This is a genomic window from Clostridium sp. UBA2485 (assembly GCF_002341865.1).
Taxonomy (GTDB): Bacteria; Bacillota; Clostridia; order Clostridiales; family Clostridiaceae; genus Clostridium_J.
In genome coordinates this window covers 1-18,961 of sequence record NZ_DDOV01000085.1, presented here as the reverse complement: position 1 = coordinate 18,961, position 18,961 = coordinate 1, and the positions used below count along the sequence as shown (strand labels likewise).

Below are 18,961 nucleotides of genomic sequence, written 5' to 3'. Positions count from 1 at the left end.
TATAACTAAAAAGCATTTAGCAATTATTAGCTAAATTGAAAACCCAGTGCGGTAAAAGAGCATTGGGTCTTTAATTTAAGTACAATATAATTTTATATTCTAAGCTTTAAGTAGGCTTTCAAAAACTTCTGCTGCATAGTAGGAACTTCTTACTAATGGTCCACTAGCCACAAATTTGAAGCCTAAATCTTTGCCGATAGTTTCATATTTTTTAAAAGTATTAGGGTGAATATATTCTACAACATCTATATGTTCTTTTGATGGCATTAAATACTGTCCTATAGTTAATATGTCGCAATCTACTTTCTTTAAATCCTTCATTAGCTCTATAACCTCTTCTTCACTTTCACCTAATCCCACCATAACTCCAGATTTGGTTAAAATATTTGGATTTAGCCTTTTTACGTTTTGTAAAAGCTCTAGAGATCTTTTATAAATTGCCATAGGACGAACTTTATTATACAGATTTTTTACGGTTTCAATATTATGATTTATGATTTCAGGATTAGAGTCCACTACTGTTTTTAATGCCTCAATATCACCTTTAAAGTCAGGTATTAACACTTCGGTTGTAACTTTTTTATCTAGCTTTTTAATTTCTTTTACAGTCTTTGCAAAATGATTAGCTCCGCCATCAAGTAAATCATCCCTTGTAACTGAGGTAATTACTACATGCTTTAGATTCATTTCTTTTACAGTTTGTGCTAAATTATATGGCTCCATTGGATCAACTTTTTCTGGAGCATCCTTTGTAACTTTACAGAACTTACAATTCCTAGTACAGTTTTTACCCAAAATCATAAATGCTGCTGTACATTTATTATAACATTCTCCATGATTAGGGCATCCTGCTTCTTCACAAACTGTGTTTAATTTATACTGATTTAGCAAAGAACTAACCTTATTAATATTTTTACCACTTTGTAATTTTACCTTTAACCATTCTGGTTTCCTTAAATATGCCATTAACCCACCTCTATTTCATATACTCCCTCTTAACTTTAAGCTATATATCATAAATTGCTTATATACAAATTATAACATTAATTTAAAAGAAAAATTGTAATATTATAGTAAAATAATATATTTTTCCTTGAATTGCATTCTATATATAGCATCTTTATGCATATTAAACATTTTAAAAGTTCATTCAATAATAATTTTTTTGATATTTAAAACACTTTTTAGATTAGCTATTTTTGAAAAGTATTCTTTAACAGTTTATAATTTCTTATATTTTAGTGCTTATAACTATTCATATGATTTATTTAGCTGTGAGTTTATATATAAATATTTTTTTATAGATTAAAAATATCTACTAAAATTTCATACTTTACTATTTATTCATAATATTGTAAAATATTAGCAACAGCTGTTAACAAATATGAAATACATAATTTATGTATTGTTTAAAGGGGGATGCGATGGAATTAATAGTAATAAATTTTATCTAGTGAATTTAATTTAATGATATTAAAGGAGGAAATTTATTATGGTCAAAAAGGATTTTTTAAAAAAAGTAATTTCATTAACTACACTAGTATTAACTGTTTTACTATGTTCTTTCATCAATGTTTCAGCAAAAAATTTAACAGATGTATCTCTTCAAGGATATCCAGCATATGAAGTTATACCTTTAAAAGTAGACATTCAATCACTTAATGGACCTGCTGGACCTATAGGTTTGCTAAATGGTACTTTCGATTTTAAAGCTAATTTTAAAGATTTTAATGGAAATGAACCTTACTTAACTTCGAATTCATTGTATACTACAAAATATTTATGGAATTTTGGTGATGGAAACACTAGTGAGAGTAATTCACCAAGACACACTTATGCAAGACCTGGAATATATACTGTAAAAGTTAGTATAAAATGTTCACCTCTACAAACTAGACCTGGAGAACATCTTAATACAATATTTTATAGTGGGGAAGGAACACAAATTATTCAAGTAAGATAATTTGCGTAATCCTTAGAGGCACTTCCATGCAAGTTGAGATAAAAATAAATGATATATATACCACTACTAGAATCATTATCTATACAATGAAGTCACAGAAAAAAGACTTAGTCTCATTAAAAAATTATCAATAGATAGTATTAAATTAATAACAGCCTTGATGAGCAGAAAAGTCATCAAGGCTGTTATTTTTATCTATAAAAAAGTCTATCTATCCTAATGCCACATCAAGGACCATCATAATAAGAAAACCAGCCATTACTCCTATAGTTCCTGAATGTGAATGCTCACCTAGATGAGCTTCAGGTATTAATTCTTCTACTACCACGTATATCATAGCACCTGCTGCAAAGGACAAAAACCAAGGCATAATTCCTTGAATTGAACCAACTAACAATACTCCAATAATTCCAGCTATAGGTTCCACTATGCCTGACAACGCTCCATATATAAAAGCTTTTGTATTTGATAATCCTTCTTTTTTAAGCGGCAATGATATAGCTGCTCCTTCTGGGAAGTTTTGTAGTGCCATTCCAATTGCAAGAGCTGATGCTGATGCAATGCTAACTGTAGAATGTCCACTTCCTGCAAGTCCAAAAGCAAGTCCAACAGCTAACCCTTCTGGAATATTGTGTAGAGTTACTGCAAATACAAGCATTGTTGTACGTTTTAAAGATGATGGAAGTCCCTCTGGATAATCGCTATCTAAGTGAAGATGTGGTAATAAATTATCAAGTAAAAGTAAAAATAATCCACCGATAACAAAACCTCCTGCAGCTGGTATCCAGCCAATCATTCCTTGTTCTTCTGCCATTTCTATAGAAGGAATAATAAGAGACCATACTGATGCCGCTATCATTACCCCTGCTGCAAAGCCTAAAAATATACGTTGCAAATTTGGTTTTATTTCTCCTCTAAAAAGAAATACCATTGCAGCACCTAATGCTGTTGCCAAGAAAGTAAATCCTGTTCCTATTGCCGCAAGTGCAACCGGGCTTAATGTATTCATAAATGTATTCATAAATGTATTCATAAATGTCACCTCCAAGTAAATTCAAAATGTAATATAATAATCATTTATAACAAGTTAATATTCTTAGTAATTATAAAACTCTTAGTAATTCTATTAAACTACTACCTTCTACTGTTAAGCATATAACCAAATAAATATATTTAAATGATATTGATTATCAATTAATATTATATACCCTTAAATAATTTATATCAATATATAATATTAAATTAATTTACATAAAACACCGAAATCTTCCTTTCACAAGCTGCTTAAATTCAACTTTTTAGTGTAGGTCTACAATTATCCTTGGAAACTACCTTATAATATCTTGTAGATAATCTTTTATCTCCTTATAGCTCTTTACCTCTAAGAAAGTTCTATTATCTTTATTCCTATCTACACTATTCTCTTGTTTATTAAACCAAATAGCTTGTATTCCAGCATTTCCTGCTCCTATTACATCATACTTAAAGCTATTTCCTATATACCATACCTGATTATTATCCAAACCTAATTTTTTTAATGCCAATTGAAAAATTCTTTTATCTGGCTTTCTAAAACCATATTCACTGGTTGATATAACAAATTCAAATCTACTAGTGTCTATTCCATAACCTCTTAATTCTTCATTAATAGCTTCTTCTGAAAAAGTAGAGTTACTCAAGATAGCTTTTCTAATATTATTTTGTTCTAAGTAGTTAAGAAATTCTGAAACTCATTCCATTACTTTCCATCTAAAAGCTTCTTTATTAAATATGTTCTCTATTTCTAGTGGAGTTAAATCAAAATAAATATTATGCATCTCATAAAGAAACCTTTGAAAACTTCTCATATTATATTCAATACCAGTAGTTTCTCTTCCGTCGTTTAAAATTCTCACCATATCCATAGCATACTCTTGTATCTCTTCTGCTGTCACTTTATCAGGATTGTCTGCTTTTTCTAATAACTTTCTTGTTCCCTCTAAGGGACTATTTTTTATATACTCAATAATTGTATCTCCTGCATCAAATAATATAGCTTTAGGTTTATTCATTTTTTTATTCCTCCTATCGACAAAAATTAAATAACTAAATATATGGGTAGTAGAAAATAATTAAAATTTTATTTATGGTAATATTTTACCATATAACCTTACTGTAACGAAGTTCAACTGTTTTAATTTTCTTTCTGCCATTACTATCATTAATAAAATATAGTGCTAAAATTACCGACTACTTAAAGGAAAACAAAATAAAAAATGAAATGTGCAGCAATTGGTTACACATTTCATTTTTATCTCACAGAAAATCCATTTACTTATTATGAATATATTTTTCATTCTTTTATAAACTAATTCTATCTTATAAACTAATTCTATCTTATAAAGTTAGTGAATATCTTACGCTCCTTGTCATTTTCTTCGACACTAACCTTTCCAGCTTCCATAACTTTCATCAGCCATGCCATATTTTTGCCTAAAACTCTCATAATCTGCATTCCTTCTTCATCCTGAGTTGCTTCACCTGGAACTGTACCATAAACTACATTCCAATAATTTGATGTAGGCATTACCATCTCTGAATAGTTAATATAATTATTTAATTGATTAAATGCTGGAACTCCTCCAGATCTTCTTACAGCAACTACACTAGCACCCACTTTATGTCTAAGCATTCCTCCATTTGCAGAGGCTACATAAAATGCACGGTCTAAAAATGCTTTCATAGTTCCTGCTATAGCGGAGTAGTATACAGGAGACGCCAAAATAATTCCATCTGCATCCTTCATCTTTTGAATCCACTCATTAACTTCATCATTTTTAATAATACATTTTTCATTTTTGTTTCTACCGCATCCATTACATGCTAGACATCCTTGTATTAGCTTGTTTCCAACATGAACAATCTCTAATTCTATGTTTTCTTTTTCTAATTCTGTTCCTACAGCTTTTATTGCCTCATAGGTGTTTCCATTCTTTTTAGGACTTCCATTAAAAGCAACTACTTTCATAATATATCACCCCATACAATTTATATCTTTAATGATGTTATTATATGCCTTCATAATCTAATTAACAAGTACGCACTTTTCTGTTAGTAACTTACCTTTAGGTAACATTTATCATTATGGATTTTAGTCTATTGAACAGGTAAGCCTGCAAAACATAAAACTAGCTACTATGCTGAAGCTTTAATTCTTAGAGTTTTTAATGCTATACTCTTTTGCATCTTTAATTTCAATTGAAAAACTTAGTGTAGTTAACACTGTAAATGACTGATTATTTAAATAAGTATATAATAATTCGAGAATCAAAATGTTATATACAGGAGTTGAAAAATCGCTACGCACTCTCATGACTTCAGTCATGAGTTAGTGGTGACTAAAAATATAGTATAAATATGTATATTACTTGTTCAATTAATATATTGCCATAATACATGAGGTAATTAATACATGTCAAAAGTTCATGAAGGTTATATTTATTCAATAGAATATTATATTGTATGGTGTGTAAAATATAGATGTAAAATAATTAATAAAAGATATAGAGAAGTGGTGAGTTTATCTATGGAAACAAAAACAGTAATAAAAGGATATAAGTATAGGATTTATCCAACTAAAGAACAGGAAGTGCAATTAGCTAAAACATTTGGTTGTTGTAGATTTGTTTATAACAAAATATTAGCCATGAAGATAGATTTATATAAAAATGAAGGTAAATCTTTATCTAAAACAACTTGTAATAATTACTGTAACAGAGAGCTAAAGAAAGAATATTCTTGGCTTAAAGAAGTAGATAAATTTGCATTGACTAACTCTATTTATAATTTGGATGAAGCTTATCAAAATTTTTTTAGAAGAGTTAAAGAAAATAATGATAAAGTTGGTTTTCCTAAGTTTAAATCAAAGCATAATCATTATTATTCGTATAAAACTAACTTTACTAATAATAATATTAAAGTTTTATTCAAAGATAATTTAGTTCAACTTCCTAAGTTAGGTAAGATAAAAGCTAAATTACATAGAGAATTTGAAGGTAGAATATTATATGCTACGATTAGCAAAGTTCCTAGCGGTAAATATTATGTTAGCTTTAATATAGAATGTGAGCATAATATATTACCTAAAAGTAATAATAAAATTGGAATAGATCTAGGAATTAAAGATTTATTAATTACAACAGATGGTGAACCAATTGATAATCAAAAACTGACTTATAAATATGAAAAGAAATTAGCAAAATTACAAAGACAATTATGTAAAATGCAATTACACAGCAATAATTACAAAAAGCAAACTGATAAGATAGCTAAATTGCATGAAAAAATAAGTAATAAAAGGATTGATAATCTACATAAAATATCTTTACGAATTATAAGAGAAAACCAATTTATATTTAGTGAAGATTTAAATATAAAAGGTATGGTTAAAAATCCTAATCTATCTAAATCAATACATGATTGTGGATGGCATGAATTAACAAGACAGTTAACATATAAAGGATTATGGAATGATAGAACATATCATAAAGTTGATAGATATTTTGCTAGTTCACAGCTATGTTCGAATTGTGGATATAAGAATGAAGAGGTAAGAGATTTAACACTTAGAGAATGGGATTGTCCAATCTGTAAAGCACATCATAATAGAGATATAAATGCTAGTAAAAATATATTAATGCAAGGGTTAAAAGATTTAAATGTAGGTTTATGATTATATAAATATAATAAAGTAGGGTAGGAAGTATCCGAATTAACGCCCATAGACATAGTAGGTTACGAGGTGGATGATGTGGGAAAATCTAAGAGTAATCTTAGAAGCCGTGACTTTAGTCATGTGAGCTTCACTATATGAGTATTTATGATGATACTTTAATAGAGAATATTGAGGTATTACTAAGAAGAGTTTGCTTTATTATTAAGAAAAGAGGAAGAAGAATTTTAAATGATTATAATATAACTTCAGCACAGTTTGATGCATTGCAATATCTTATATGCAACGGAGAATTAACTATAAGCGAATTAAGCTCTAAACTTTATCAAGTGCCCAGTACTACTACAGATTTAATTGATAGAATGGAAAAAAATTTATTAGTTAAAAGAGTAAAGGATCCTCGTGATAGGCGAATTGTAAGAATTAAAGTTTTAGATAAAGGTCATAAGGTTTTAGAAAATGTACTAATTGAAAGATGTAAGTTTTTAGATAATTCTTTGAAAGAAGTTTGTGACGAAGATAAATTAGAATTTACCAAATACCTAAAAATACTCTTTGATGCTAATAATAATCAACAATAAATATAAGTCTTTTAAAGATATATTGCACAGTTTACATAAAGGCTCACAGTATTATTGTAATATAAATATAATTTTAATTTATAAGCTTCTTCACAGTAACACTTTTTCTAATTATGAGAAAATAATTAATATATCGAAATGTTTATACTTAGAGGTAATAAATAAAAAATTTTAAGTCTTTATTTTAAGCATCTAAAAAACAACAACGTAGTATGCTACTTTATTTTTTCATCATACTCCGTTGTCATAACTATTTATGGTAATTGAATTTCAAAGCTTTGCTTTTTATACAGCTTCACAGCTGAAGCATTGGACTTAATGACTTCAAGCAAATAATGCTCTATTTGTTTTTGTTTAAGTATATTTTTGTCATTCAAAAGTATATTGCATATTATTAGTGATATCTTGTCTTCTATAGCCTGGTATTAACCTGTACCAAGATTATATGCTGTTGGTTTCTCATTTTAATTTTGAAATCCATTGAGCACAAAACCTACTAATGTATCATCCTCAAATGTATCCACTGGTATTTGTGAGAGAGAACCCTTTCAAATAGGCAGTTTCTCAAGCCTCCGGAAGGATAAATCCATTTTGACTTGATAATCTGAAAATGAATCTAAAAAAGTGTTATATATAATTTCAGTCCTAGTTTTGTCAAATGATCATTGCAATCATTCCTTTATAAAATTTATAGTAATTGACTTACCCTGTCCATTTCCAAAAAAATTTCAAGTGCATTTCATGTTCTTATGTCTTTGAATTGCACTCTGATTATACTACGTCATTTTCAGTTGCATGGAATGTACAGATACTTTGAAAGACTCATTTCCCGGCATTGAACCCGAAAGAATCTCTAAGGTTTCAAACCCCATTGCCTCATATAAGTATAGGGCAGGCTCATTTCCTACCAAAACCTCTAACATAAGTGGCCTACAGGTCGTATTTTCAATGGCGTGTTTAACTAAACTTTTTCCGATGCCCTGTCTCATAGCACTAGGATCGACATAAATCCACGCAATTTCATCTTCTGAATACGCCACAAATCCTACCACACTATCATTTAATTGACCAACTACCACTGTATAATCAAATAATCCCTCGTCAATGGCAGCTTGAGCAAGTGGTATAAATGCATCCTCCAGCCCAGCAAATTGAAGTTCTATTTTTCTAGCACAATCATGTATTTCCTCGATACGTGGCCAATCTTGAGTTTTATACTCTCTTATAATAATATTTGACATAACAAATACCTCCACTCGTCTCTAGATAATTTTTAGAAAAAATCGTTAATATTTATAATAGTGCACAGCATTTATAATTAATTTTACGATTTTCTATTGTCATTCATACTCCAATGCAATTCTTCTATAGAGTCAATCATTTCTTGTGTCAAAACTGAAACCCCTATGGTCTCAAATAGATTTTTTATAAATAATAAAATATTTTTATTGTGGTGGACCACACCTAGAACATGGAGTGTATCCTCTATTCATTGCATTTTCTAAAGTAATTTCTATTTTACTTCTTGATAAGTATCCACATCCATCTGAATGATATTTTTCTCCAGTTTTAGTTATGTATACAACAGTGCTTATATCATCATTTACTATTTCAGACTCTAATTCTACTTCAGATTCTATAACATTACTATTTTCACTAACATTATTATTTGCAATAGATTCTTCTAATTGTTTCTTTTCTTCTGCGTCTCTTCTTGCTTTCTCTTCAACTTCTTTTCTAGCTTGTTCTTCTTTTGTTTTTTGAGCCTTTAATTCTGATTCTTTTTTTTGTTGTTCTTCTCTTTTAGCTTTCTCTTCAGCTATTCTTTTTGCTTCCTCTTTCCCATCTTTAGAGTTTTCTTCTAATGATTTTTCATCTGTTAAAATAGAGTTCTTATTACTGGTTATTTGTTGTATTTTTTTAGTAGGTTCATTAGAAGTTTCAAATTCAGTAGCTATTCCTCCAATTCCAGTAAGAACTGTACATAATAAAAATGTACTAATTATTCCTTTAATTATTATATTTCGAGATTTAAATTTGTTACTTTTCTTAAATAAAAATATTAAATAAGCTAGTGGTACTATTGTTAATAATAGAGCAGCAATTTTAGGTGATATTGCCATAGTAATAAATAAAAATATAAAAAATGCTATAAATCTCTTAATAGTACTATTATTCTTCATAAACTCTCCTCCTCTTATGATAATATTCTACAATTATCTAGTTTTTCCTTTTATAAACAATGAAGCAATTTTTATTCTAAGATAAGAATTGCTTAAAATTATTGTAATAATAGATTGAAATAGCTTTCTTTAATTAAGTCTTAAAAAGGAATTTTATATTTTGATTGCAAGTTGTAATTTGGTAATAAATTAAATTACATTTTTTTATTCTCATTGACATATACAGTTTGACGATATACAATACAACTATATAGTTATACTGTATAGTTGTATTGTATAAAAAATGGAGGATAAAAATGAATTTAACAAAGTTTTTGCCACTAACAGAAACTACATTTTACATTATGCTTGCATTGAAAGAACCAGCACATGGATACATTGTAATGCAAAAGGTGGAGAAATTGAGTGATGGTAAGGTTAGAATTGCTGCGGGAACTATGTACGGCGCTCTTGATAACCTAACAAAACAAAAATTGATTGAATCAGTAAAATCAGAAGATGCTCGAAGAAAGGTTTATAAACTTACTGATGCCGGACATGAGGTCCTAAAGCTTGAGATAATGAGATTAAGGCATATTATTAAAATAGCAGAAGAATTTGGTTTTTAGGAGGAAATGAAGATGAAAAAACTTAAAGTCTTTACCGATTTTCAACAGGAAGAACAATATCTAAATCATATGGCACAAAAAGGATTTGAATTTATAAGGCACTCTGCTTTTGGAATATATCATTTTAAAAAAGCTACTCCAAAGATTAGTTCTTACAAGGTGGATTATCGTATCTTTTATAAAAAATCAAATTTCCTAGATTATATTTCTATATTTGAAGACAGTGGCTGGAAACATATTTATGGAACACAAGGGTCCGGTCAGCAATACTTTTTAAAATTATCAAAGAAAGCTACATCTGACATATTTTCAGACGAGAAATCAAGAACAGAGCGGTATGTCCGCTTACAACACAGATGCTTAGAATGGTTCATTTGCATAATAGTTGTAACATTGGTAAGCACTAATTTTAACTTATCTGAGCTTTTCTTTTTAACACCCGGTCTTTGGGAAAGACAAGGAGCAGAATTTTGGAAGGCTTTCTGGTTTGAATTTCCATTCATGCTTATGAGAGTTCTTCCCATTACTCTTTGTATAATTGGTACTGTTTTGAACGGATATTGGGCAAGAAAAGCAAAAAAGGCATATGAGAATTTTTTATCATATAAGGAAATTTAATTGAGAGGTGTATATTAAATTGAAAAAGAAAAACTTTCTATTACTATTTACATTTATATTTACGATAATGTCACTGTTTTCTGGCTGCAAAAAAGAAACAAAATCAGTAGAAAATATGGAACAATACATTACAAGAATTGATTCTATTACAATGCCAGATAACATCAAAATTGTAGGACTTGGAGAAGCTACCCATGGCAATGCAGAGTTTCAAATATTAAAAAAAGAAGTCTTTGAAGCATTAGTGAAGAATAATGATTGCAGGATTTTTGCTATTGAAGGAGATTTTGGTGGATGTCAAAAAGTCAATAATTATGTTCTAAATGGAGAAGGAACTGCAAAAGAAGCAGTTGCCCAAATTGGATTTGGTATCTATATAACAGAGGAAATGGTTGACTTAATTCAATGGATACATGATTATAACAAGAGTTTGAACGAATCGCAAAAAATCAAGTTCTATGGCTTTGATATGCAAAGATATGATAACAATAAAGAAGGATTGTTATCATATATTGAAAAAATAAACCCAGATATGGCAAGCAAGTATAAAGATTTACTAGTAGACTTAAATGATGATACTGTATATACGCAAGATCCATCAAAAGTGAAAGAAGCATTAAAGAATAGAGAAAATTTAATATCCGAAATGGAATTAAATAAGAATAGATATATAAAAGTAACAAATGAAAAAGAGTATTCTTTAGCACTTCAGTTTGCCCAATCCATAAAAGAAAATGCCACTTTACGTGATGGGAAGGTTAATTACTCACAGATGAGAGATGAATACATGAGCAATAAAGTAAAATGGATACTAGAACATGAAGGAAGTGACATTATATTTATTAACGGTCATAACGGACATATTGAAAAATCTTCAGCTTCACCTGTTTATACTTCTATGGGTAATCATTTGGCTGATGAATTTGGCGATGCTTATTATGCAATTGGAACAGATTTTTATAATAGTACTTTTACAGCAGTTACATCAAATGATGAAGTTAAAAACTTTACTCTTACAAATCAAAATGAACTTGTGGGGCAATTTATAGATTTACCTGAAAATGAATACTTTATGGATTTTGAAAAAGCGAAAGCTAATCCGGCTTTAAAAAGCATTATTGAGGAAAAGCAACCAATGGCAAATATCGGTGCTGAATTTAATGATTGGCAGGGAAAAATTAAAAAATTCTACACCTTAAACATGATTCCAAGCAAAGCCTATAATGGAATTATTGTAGTTAAAAATGCAACCCCAAGAACGGTTATAGAAGATTAACCTAATTGTAGATAATTATTTTATCTACAGGACTCTCACACCACCGTGTACCAATCTGATACACGATGGTTCTTTAAGTTGAATGAATTTTAATATACTGACTAGTTATGTTTTTAGACCTGACTTTGAAAAGAATTAATTTTTGAATGCTTTATTTCTTATTAATTTCAGCATACTTTTATCATTAACATCTTTATCAATAGCATTCTTTTATAGAAAAAATGAATCTACTGTTTTTGAAAGTCAATACTCATTCATTTCCTATTCTAAATAACCTATTTTTGCACTTTGCTTTTTGATAGTATCGAATTAATAACAATAATCTAATTTAGTATAAAAAATACAAACCTACTTAGTTAAAAATAGGTTTGTATTTTTGGTGCGGAGAACGGGACTTGAACCCGTACGAGTGTACACTCGCCACCCCCTCAAGATGGTGCGTCTGCCAATTCCGCCATCCCCGCATATATATAATATAAACTTGTATTATAATAATATCATATTTACATTATTATAACAATAATATTTATAGGTTTTTAGTTAATATTGCGTTTTTATATATAAACAAATATAACTTATAAATTTTAAAAAGGCACTAAAAAGTGCCTTTTATTTTAAATCATATAACTTCTTATAAATTTTATAATTTTTATTTACTTTTTTTACATAACCATCAGTTTCTTTAAATGGAATTAAATGAAGGTTTTTACCATCTTTAGAATATTCTTCATCGTTAAGCCATTTTTGGACATTACCTCTTCCACCATTATAAGCAGCTAAGATTAAGTTAATGTCACCATTAAATTCTTTACTTAAATTATCTAAATACCAACATCCCATTTTTATATTTATTTCAGGTGTATATAAAGCATCATAAGTAATTTCCTTCATGCCACTTTGAGCAGCTATCCAATCAGCAGTATCCGGCATAATTTGCATGAGCCCGTAAGCACCTCTATGAGATAATGCATCCTTATCAAAGTTGCTTTCTGCTTTAATTACTGCTGCCACCAAATTTGGATCTAAATTATATTCCTTAGAATAAGTGAGTATGTGCTCTTGGTAATTTAAAGGATATATAGTTTTGATGATACTTTTATAGTTAAAAACCATATAAATCATCAAGATAAATATACATAGTTTAATTAATGCTTTAAATTTTTTCATTGTTCCCCCTTACTAATAAATTAAAAATTATATTATCCAATTGTTCTTCTGTATGTGAAAGTGTATCACTATTATCAATAGTATAGGTAGCGTATTTAAGCTTTTCTTTTAATGGCATTTGACTATTAATCCTATTTAATGCATCTTTTTTACTTAGGGAATCTCTTGCCATTACTCTTTTGATTTGAATTTTTTCATTTACTACTATAACTATTACTTCATCCATATATTTATGGAGATTGTTTTCAATTAGTGTAGGAGCATCAACTATACAAAATTTTTCTCCAGCTTTCACGTACTTCTCTATTTTATCAAAAATTTCTTTTTTAATATAGGGTATTATTATATTTTCTAACTTTTTTTTAAAAATTTCATTAGAAAATATCATAGCTCCTAATTTTTTTCTATCTAAATTATCATTTTCATCAAAAAATTCTTCACCAAATTCTTTTTTTATTGACCATAGAACCTCCGGATAAATAATTAATACCTCTCTTGAAATTTTGTCCGCATCAATTACTGGAATATTTCTTTCTATAAGCATGTTTGAAACGGTACTTTTCCCACTGCCTATACCTCCAGTAAGACCTACTACTATGGTACTATTTTGCTTCATACCAAGTTTCTCCAATATTTATATCCACTTCAAGAGGAACACTTAAATCTAAAACTTCTTCCATTTCTTTTTTTACTAAAGTTGTAACTTCATCTAACTCATCTTTATAAACATTTAGTATTAACTCGTCATGAACTTGCAATATAAGCTTACTTTTTAAATTTCTCTTAGTTAATTCTTCATATACGTTAACCATTGCAAGTTTAATTATATCTGCTGCACTACCTTGAATAGGTGCATTCATAGCTAATCTCTTACCTAAAGCTTTTAAAATTTTATTAGAAGCAGTTATTTCAGGTATGAATCTTCTTCTATTTAAAATAGTTGTAACATATTGTTTACTTTCTGCTTCATTTATTACGTTATCCATATATTCTTTAACTTTAGGGTATCTTTCTAAATAATTATCAATATAGTTTTTAGCTTCCGCTTTTGTAATATTTAAATCTTGAGCTAAACTAAAGTCTCCTATACCATAAACAATTCCAAAATTTACTGCTTTAGCATTACTTCTCATTGTGGAAGTAACTTCATCTATAGGAACACCAAATACCTCTGAAGCAGTTATAGTATGGATATCACTATGTTTTTTAAAAGCATTGATTAAATTTTCATCCTGAGAAATATGAGCTAATACTCTAAGTTCGATTTGTGAGTAGTCTGCTGATAAGATAATAGAATTTTCGTTTTCAGGAATAAATACCTTTCTTATTGCTCTTCCCATCTCATATTTTATTGGTATATTTTGAAGGTTTGGCTCTGTACTTGATAATCTACCTGTAGTTGTAACAGTTTGATTAAAACTAGAATGAATTTTTCCATCGGTATCAATAACTGCCTTAAGTCCTTCAATATATGTGGAATAGAGTTTAGTTAATTGTCTATAATAAATTATTTTTTCTATAATAGGATGCTTATCTTTTAAAGCATCTAATACTTCCGCATTAGTAGAATAGCCTGTTTTAGTTTTCTTTATTACAGGTAAATCAAGTTTTTCAAATAATATCTTTCCTAATTGTTTTGGTGAATTTATATTAAAATTTTCATCTGATATTTCATATATTGATTTAGAAGTAATATCAATTTCTTCTTTAAAATTTTCACCAAGTTCATCTAATTTTTCTCTATGAATTTTAAAGCCTGCACATTCCATAATAGAAATAGCTTTAGTTAACGGTTGTTCAATCTCATATAGAAGATTATTCATATTAAGCTCTTCTATTATTTTCTTTTCTTCCTCATAAACTTTAGGAAGCATAGCTAAAGAATTAATTTCTAATTCTAAATTATCTCCACCAACTGTTTCATTTATAAAGTCTTCTATAAGAGTCTTTAAGCTATATTCCGATTTAGAAGAGTCTATTAAATAAGCAGCAATTTCACTGTCAAATTCTACTGATCTTAAATCAATATTTAATTTATTTAAAGCTGTGTATACATTTTTCAATCCATGAGAAACTTTTTTTATTTCTTCATTTTCAAATAAAACTTTTAAAATTTTTATTGTTTCACTTGAATCTTTACTCATAAGTTCACTTATATTAATAATATAATATTTACTGTTATGAATAATAAATATATATTCAATTTCTAATTTTGAATATACATTTACATCTTTAAGCTTAAAAGTTAAAAACACTTTTTCTTTTATATCACTTATTAATTCTTTTAATTCTGTTAAATCTTCAATTGTTGTATATTCCATATTAATTACAGCTTTTTCTTCAATGCTATCTTGTTCATTTATATTATCTATTTTAGATAATAGTGATTTAAATTGCAGCTTATGGAACAATTCTTTTAACCCTTTATTATCATATTCTTTCTTAGATTTTATAGATTCCAAGTTCATTTCCACAGGCACATCAGTAATTATAGTAGCAAGCTTTTTACTAAATATTGCTTGTTCACTGTTTTCAATTAAATTTTCTTTTAATTTTTTTCCACTAACATTTTCTAAATTTTGTAGAAGATTTTCTATACTGCCATATTCTTTTATAAGCTTAAAGGCAGTTTTTTCTCCTATGCCAGGTACCCCAGGAATATTGTCGGATTTATCTCCCATTAATCCCTTTACATCTATAAATTGTTTTGGAGTAACCCCAAATTCTTCAATCATTCTATTTTTATCGTAAACTTCTTTTTCTGTCATCCCTTTTTTATTAATAACTATTTTAACGTTGTCTGTGGCTAACTGAAGTGCATCTTTATCTCCTGTTACTATATATACTTCAATATTATTTTCTTCTGCAAATACAGATAAAGTCCCTATTAAATCATCAGCTTCGTAACCATCAATTTCAAATATATTAATAGCCATTTTTTTAAGGAGATCTTTTACTATTGGAAATTGCATTCCAAGTTCGTCAGGCATTTTTTTCCTTCCAGCTTTATATTCATCATACTCTACATGTCTAAAGGTAGGAGCAGCTCTATCAAAAGCTGTAACAATATAATCAGGCTTTATATCTTCAATCATTTTAAATAACATATTTGTGAATCCATACACTGCATTAGTATATATTCCTTCTGAATTGGTTAGTGCAGGCATAGCATAAAAGGCTCTGTATAATAAACTATTACCATCCAAAATTAATAATCTTTCTTTTGACATAATTTCACCTCTATTTATTTATTGGCCGATCTTAAAAGTAAATTTTATAGCTATAACTTTTATTTGTTAAGGTATCTCTTTAAACTATTAAAATCATCGCTAGGATAAGTGTTTAAGATTTCCTTTAAAAGTTCAAAAGCTATTACATTTTCAAGAACCACTGATGCAGGAATAACTCCACATACATCAGATCTTTCATATCTTGTTGTTATATTAGTTCTATCTCTTAAATTTATAGATTTTAAAGGTTTTTTAACTGTAGGTATTGGTTTCATAAAAGCAGTTATTTTAATATTCTCTCCATTTGATATTCCCGCTTCAATTCCTCCAGCATTGTTAGAAGTTCTTTTTATAGTATTCTTTTCAAAGTAAATTTCATCATTAAAGCTACTTCCAAAAATTTTATCTTTATTTAGTATATCACCAAACTCCACTGCTTTAATACCTTGAACAGACATAATACCGAAGGATAAAATAGCATCAAGCTTTCTATCATAATGAGCATAGCTTCCAATTCCCATAGGGACATTGCTTACTTCAAGTTTAATGCTACCTCCTAGTGTGTCACCTTCAATCTTACATAAATCTATTTGTTTTTTTATTTTTTCTTCTATAGTTTTGTTATAAACTCTTAACTCACTATTATTAATGACTTCATATATACTATTATCAAATAAATCTACATTATCATCACAATAAGTTCCGATAGTATGCACTTTACTTCTTATTTCTATATCTAAAGACTTTAATATGTTTTTACAAATAGCACCTACTGCTGTTCTTATTGCAGTTTCTCTAGCAGAAGTTCTTTCAATAGAATTTCTGATGTCTCCAGTATTATATTTATAAAAACCTACTAAATCGCCATGTCCAGGTCTAGGAATGATTATTTTATTTTCCTCCTCTGGTTCTTTGTTCATAATTTCTTTCCAGTTTTCATAATCTTTATTAAATATAACTAAGGTTAGAGGATTTCCTGTTGTTGTATTTCCTCTTAATCCACACCAAATTTCAACAGAGTCTTTTTCAATTTTCATTCTTTCACCTCTGCCATACCCCTGTTGTCTTCTACTTAACTCATTATTTATAAAATCTATATCTAACTGAAAATTTGATGGAATACCTTCCAATATAGCAACTAAAGCTTTACCATGAGATTCTCCACTATCTAAAAATCTTAACATCTCATTTCTCCATTCTTAGTCAATATTTATATGATAGTTTATTATAGCATTACTTACTATTATTAACAACAAAGCAACTATCTTATTAATTATTATGTCCAATATATTTTAAATAAAGGCTGCAGTAAAAATAGTAGTCTTTAAATTTAAAATTAATTGTAAAAAAACAAGAGATAAATACAATCTCTTGTTTCTATATAACCTGTTAAAAACTTTAAGAATATTTTCTCTTAATCAAAAGTATTAAAATATACTTAAATCTAATTCTCTTGATAAATTCTCTAATACCCTAATTCCACCTATACTATTTCCTTTTGGATCTAATGAAGGACCTACAACTCCAATTCCCATCCTTCTAGGTACTGCTGCCATTATTCCACCGCCTACACCACTTTTTGCAGGAATACCTATATGTACAGCAAAATTACCAGATTCATCATACATGCCACAAGTAACCATTATCGTCTTTATTATTCTACAAGCTTCTCTTGAAATTACTCTTTCTTGATTCATTAGCACTCCTTCATTAGCAAGCATTGCACCTATCCTTGCTATATCCTTGCAGGTAACCTCCATAGAGCATGCTTTAAAATAAACGTCCAATATTTCGTCTACATCACCTTCAATAATACCATTGCTCTTCATATAATAGGCTAATGCTCTATTTCTATCTCCAGTAGTTTTCTCACTTTCGTATACTTCATTATTTATATCTATAGAATTGTTTTCGCAGATTTTTCTAGTAAAGCTAAGTATGTTATTAAATTTTTCTTCTGAGTTTTTACCAGAAATTAAAGAACTTGTTGCTATAGCTCCTGCATTAATCATTGGATTTAAAGGCTTTCTCTGAGGGCTTGTCTCTAAATTTGTTATTGAATTAAAGGAAAGCTCTGTAGGCTCCATTCCTACCTTTGAGAAAACGTATTCAATTCCATTATTAAGAATTGCAAGCATTAATGTAATTACCTTTGATATACTCTGTATAGTAAATTTAGTTTCGTAATCACCAGAATAATATTCCTTTCCATCTAAAGTTGTTACACAAATACCTAAAACATTTGGATTTGCTTTTGCCAGTTCTGGTATATAGGAAGCTACAGTACCTTTACTAGTCCATTCTCTGTTATTTTCAATTATCGTATCTAATATTCTTTTCATAACCACACCTCTTTATGAATATAAGTATCTAAATTATTACACCCATATTATATATATGCAAACTATAATTTGCAATAAAAATAAGAATAAAATTATTAATATTAAAGCATTAATTAAAAGTTTTCATCTTATTAAAAATATTTATTTTTGCATAATTATAAGTTTCTCTTGAAAAAATTTTAATAATATGTTAATATAACAATGTACTAAATGGGGATTGGTAAAAAGCCCTATTTCTAAGTTAATTGGTAGTTCTTTCTAAAGTGAAAGAAAAGTAACAAT

At 28.4% G+C, this 18,961-nt stretch carries 17 protein-coding genes, 1 tRNA gene and 1 pseudogene; 6 read left to right on the top strand and 13 right to left on the bottom strand.

All coding sequences use genetic code 11. From position 1 onward, the window contains the following. Positions 1 to 99: 99 nt before the first annotated feature. Positions 100 to 966, bottom strand: a complete 867-nt coding sequence (gene lipA / locus B3603_RS17865) for a lipoyl synthase (RefSeq protein ID WP_291567434.1) — start codon at positions 964 to 966, stop codon at positions 100 to 102. 526 nt (positions 967 to 1,492) lie between these two features. Between lipA and B3603_RS17860 the strand changes: the two genes are divergently transcribed. Then, complete coding sequence (locus B3603_RS17860; protein ID WP_291567432.1) at positions 1,493 to 1,963, top strand: PKD domain-containing protein; 471 nt, start codon at positions 1,493 to 1,495, stop codon at positions 1,961 to 1,963. A gap of 211 nt (positions 1,964 to 2,174) precedes the next feature. Here the strand turns inward: B3603_RS17860 and B3603_RS17855 are convergent, their stop codons facing one another. The 4 genes and pseudogenes from B3603_RS17855 to B3603_RS17840 form a co-directional block, all read right to left on the bottom strand. Then, positions 2,175 to 2,996 carry a ZIP family metal transporter gene (locus tag B3603_RS17855; protein WP_291567430.1) on the bottom strand — a complete coding sequence of 274 codons (822 nt, stop codon included), beginning with the start codon at positions 2,994 to 2,996 and terminating at the stop codon, positions 2,175 to 2,177. 295 nt (positions 2,997 to 3,291) lie between these two features. Next, positions 3,292 to 3,681, bottom strand: a pseudogene (locus B3603_RS17850) (HAD family hydrolase); the annotation flags it as partial. Between the two features lie 12 nt (positions 3,682 to 3,693). Further along, complete coding sequence (locus tag B3603_RS17845; protein ID WP_291567428.1) at positions 3,694 to 4,014, bottom strand: hypothetical protein; 321 nt, start codon at positions 4,012 to 4,014, stop codon at positions 3,694 to 3,696. 320 nt (positions 4,015 to 4,334) lie between these two features. Further along, complete coding sequence (locus tag B3603_RS17840; protein ID WP_291567427.1) at positions 4,335 to 4,970, bottom strand: flavodoxin family protein; 636 nt, start codon at positions 4,968 to 4,970, stop codon at positions 4,335 to 4,337. A 558-nt stretch (positions 4,971 to 5,528) separates the two neighbouring features. Between B3603_RS17840 and tnpB the strand changes: the two genes are divergently transcribed. After that, on the top strand, positions 5,529 to 6,674 hold the full coding sequence (gene tnpB, locus B3603_RS17835) for an IS200/IS605 family element RNA-guided endonuclease TnpB (protein ID WP_291567471.1): 1,146 nt from the start codon (positions 5,529 to 5,531) through the stop codon (positions 6,672 to 6,674). 137 nt (positions 6,675 to 6,811) lie between these two features. Further along, positions 6,812 to 7,255: a MarR family winged helix-turn-helix transcriptional regulator gene (locus B3603_RS17830; protein ID WP_291567425.1), complete on the top strand. Its 444-nt coding sequence runs from the start codon at positions 6,812 to 6,814 to the stop codon at positions 7,253 to 7,255. A gap of 776 nt (positions 7,256 to 8,031) precedes the next feature. Here B3603_RS17830 and B3603_RS17825 read toward each other — a convergent pair. Both B3603_RS17825 and B3603_RS17820 read right to left on the bottom strand, forming a co-directional pair. Next, a complete protein-coding gene (locus B3603_RS17825; protein ID WP_291567423.1) occupies positions 8,032 to 8,511 on the bottom strand; it encodes a GNAT family N-acetyltransferase in 480 nt (159 codons plus the stop codon). A 189-nt stretch (positions 8,512 to 8,700) separates the two neighbouring features. Further along, positions 8,701 to 9,438 (bottom strand): hypothetical protein, encoded by a 738-nt coding sequence (locus B3603_RS17820; protein ID WP_291567422.1) that lies wholly within the window; start codon positions 9,436 to 9,438, stop codon positions 8,701 to 8,703. A 296-nt stretch (positions 9,439 to 9,734) separates the two neighbouring features. Here B3603_RS17820 and B3603_RS17815 point away from each other — a divergent pair, with 296 nt between their 5' ends. The 3 genes from B3603_RS17815 to B3603_RS17805 are packed head-to-tail and all read left to right on the top strand — an operon-like array spanning position 9,735 to position 11,940. Continuing rightward, the gene (locus B3603_RS17815; RefSeq protein WP_291567420.1) at positions 9,735 to 10,046 is read left to right on the top strand and encodes a PadR family transcriptional regulator; all 312 of its coding nucleotides are present in this window, start codon (positions 9,735 to 9,737) and stop codon (positions 10,044 to 10,046) included. 6 nt (positions 10,047 to 10,052) lie between these two features. Then, positions 10,053 to 10,664 (top strand): DUF2812 domain-containing protein, encoded by a 612-nt coding sequence (locus B3603_RS17810; protein ID WP_291567418.1) that lies wholly within the window; start codon positions 10,053 to 10,055, stop codon positions 10,662 to 10,664. Between the two features lie 19 nt (positions 10,665 to 10,683). Further along, positions 10,684 to 11,940 (top strand): erythromycin esterase family protein, encoded by a 1,257-nt coding sequence (locus B3603_RS17805; RefSeq protein ID WP_291567416.1) that lies wholly within the window; start codon positions 10,684 to 10,686, stop codon positions 11,938 to 11,940. Between the two features lie 377 nt (positions 11,941 to 12,317). On the opposite strand, the gene B3603_RS17800 is transcribed toward B3603_RS17805, so the two are convergent. The 6 genes from B3603_RS17800 to glsA form a co-directional block, all read right to left on the bottom strand. Then, a tRNA-Leu gene (locus tag B3603_RS17800) sits at positions 12,318 to 12,404 on the bottom strand. A 145-nt stretch (positions 12,405 to 12,549) separates the two neighbouring features. Beyond that, the gene (locus B3603_RS17795; RefSeq protein WP_291567414.1) at positions 12,550 to 13,107 is read right to left on the bottom strand and encodes a lytic transglycosylase domain-containing protein; all 558 of its coding nucleotides are present in this window, start codon (positions 13,105 to 13,107) and stop codon (positions 12,550 to 12,552) included. Further along, entirely contained in the window at positions 13,094 to 13,723 is a 630-nt protein-coding gene (gene coaE / locus B3603_RS17790; protein ID WP_291567412.1) for a dephospho-CoA kinase, read from the bottom strand. The genes B3603_RS17795 and coaE overlap by 14 nt, the downstream gene beginning before the upstream one ends. Next, complete coding sequence (gene polA, locus B3603_RS17785; RefSeq protein ID WP_291567409.1) at positions 13,710 to 16,337, bottom strand: DNA polymerase I; 2,628 nt, start codon at positions 16,335 to 16,337, stop codon at positions 13,710 to 13,712. The genes coaE and polA overlap by 14 nt, the downstream gene beginning before the upstream one ends. Positions 16,338 to 16,396: 59 nt before the next feature. Continuing rightward, positions 16,397 to 17,521 carry a chorismate synthase gene (gene aroC, locus B3603_RS17780; RefSeq protein ID WP_291567407.1) on the bottom strand — a complete coding sequence of 375 codons (1,125 nt, stop codon included), beginning with the start codon at positions 17,519 to 17,521 and terminating at the stop codon, positions 16,397 to 16,399. Between the two features lie 243 nt (positions 17,522 to 17,764). Beyond that, positions 17,765 to 18,679, bottom strand: a complete 915-nt coding sequence (gene glsA / locus B3603_RS17775) for a glutaminase A (RefSeq protein WP_291567405.1) — start codon at positions 18,677 to 18,679, stop codon at positions 17,765 to 17,767. Positions 18,680 to 18,961: the final 282 nt, after the last annotated feature.

What these genes read in the sequence shown, in the direction of transcription:
- polA (WP_291567409.1), bottom strand. Translation starts at nt 16,337, where the DNA reads ATGTCAAAAGAAAGATTATTAATTTTGGATGGTAATAGTTTATTATAC.
- lipA (WP_291567434.1), bottom strand. Translation starts at nt 966, where the DNA reads ATGGCATATTTAAGGAAACCAGAATGGTTAAAGGTAAAATTACAAAGT.
- coaE (WP_291567412.1), bottom strand. Translation starts at nt 13,723, where the DNA reads ATGAAGCAAAATAGTACCATAGTAGTAGGTCTTACTGGAGGTATAGGC.
- B3603_RS17855 (WP_291567430.1), bottom strand. Translation starts at nt 2,996, where the DNA reads ATGAATACATTTATGAATACATTTATGAATACATTAAGCCCGGTTGCA.
- B3603_RS17840 (WP_291567427.1), bottom strand. Translation starts at nt 4,970, where the DNA reads ATGAAAGTAGTTGCTTTTAATGGAAGTCCTAAAAAGAATGGAAACACC.
- B3603_RS17820 (WP_291567422.1), bottom strand. Translation starts at nt 9,438, where the DNA reads ATGAAGAATAATAGTACTATTAAGAGATTTATAGCATTTTTTATATTT.
- aroC (WP_291567407.1), bottom strand. Translation starts at nt 17,521, where the DNA reads ATGTTAAGATTTTTAGATAGTGGAGAATCTCATGGTAAAGCTTTAGTT.
- B3603_RS17830 (WP_291567425.1), top strand. Translation starts at nt 6,812, where the DNA reads ATGAGTATTTATGATGATACTTTAATAGAGAATATTGAGGTATTACTA.
- tnpB (WP_291567471.1), top strand. Translation starts at nt 5,529, where the DNA reads ATGGAAACAAAAACAGTAATAAAAGGATATAAGTATAGGATTTATCCA.
- B3603_RS17860 (WP_291567432.1), top strand. Translation starts at nt 1,493, where the DNA reads ATGGTCAAAAAGGATTTTTTAAAAAAAGTAATTTCATTAACTACACTA.
- B3603_RS17815 (WP_291567420.1), top strand. Translation starts at nt 9,735, where the DNA reads ATGAATTTAACAAAGTTTTTGCCACTAACAGAAACTACATTTTACATT.
- glsA (WP_291567405.1), bottom strand. Translation starts at nt 18,679, where the DNA reads ATGAAAAGAATATTAGATACGATAATTGAAAATAACAGAGAATGGACT.
- B3603_RS17845 (WP_291567428.1), bottom strand. Translation starts at nt 4,014, where the DNA reads ATGAATAAACCTAAAGCTATATTATTTGATGCAGGAGATACAATTATT.
- B3603_RS17810 (WP_291567418.1), top strand. Translation starts at nt 10,053, where the DNA reads ATGAAGATGAAAAAACTTAAAGTCTTTACCGATTTTCAACAGGAAGAA.
- B3603_RS17795 (WP_291567414.1), bottom strand. Translation starts at nt 13,107, where the DNA reads ATGAAAAAATTTAAAGCATTAATTAAACTATGTATATTTATCTTGATG.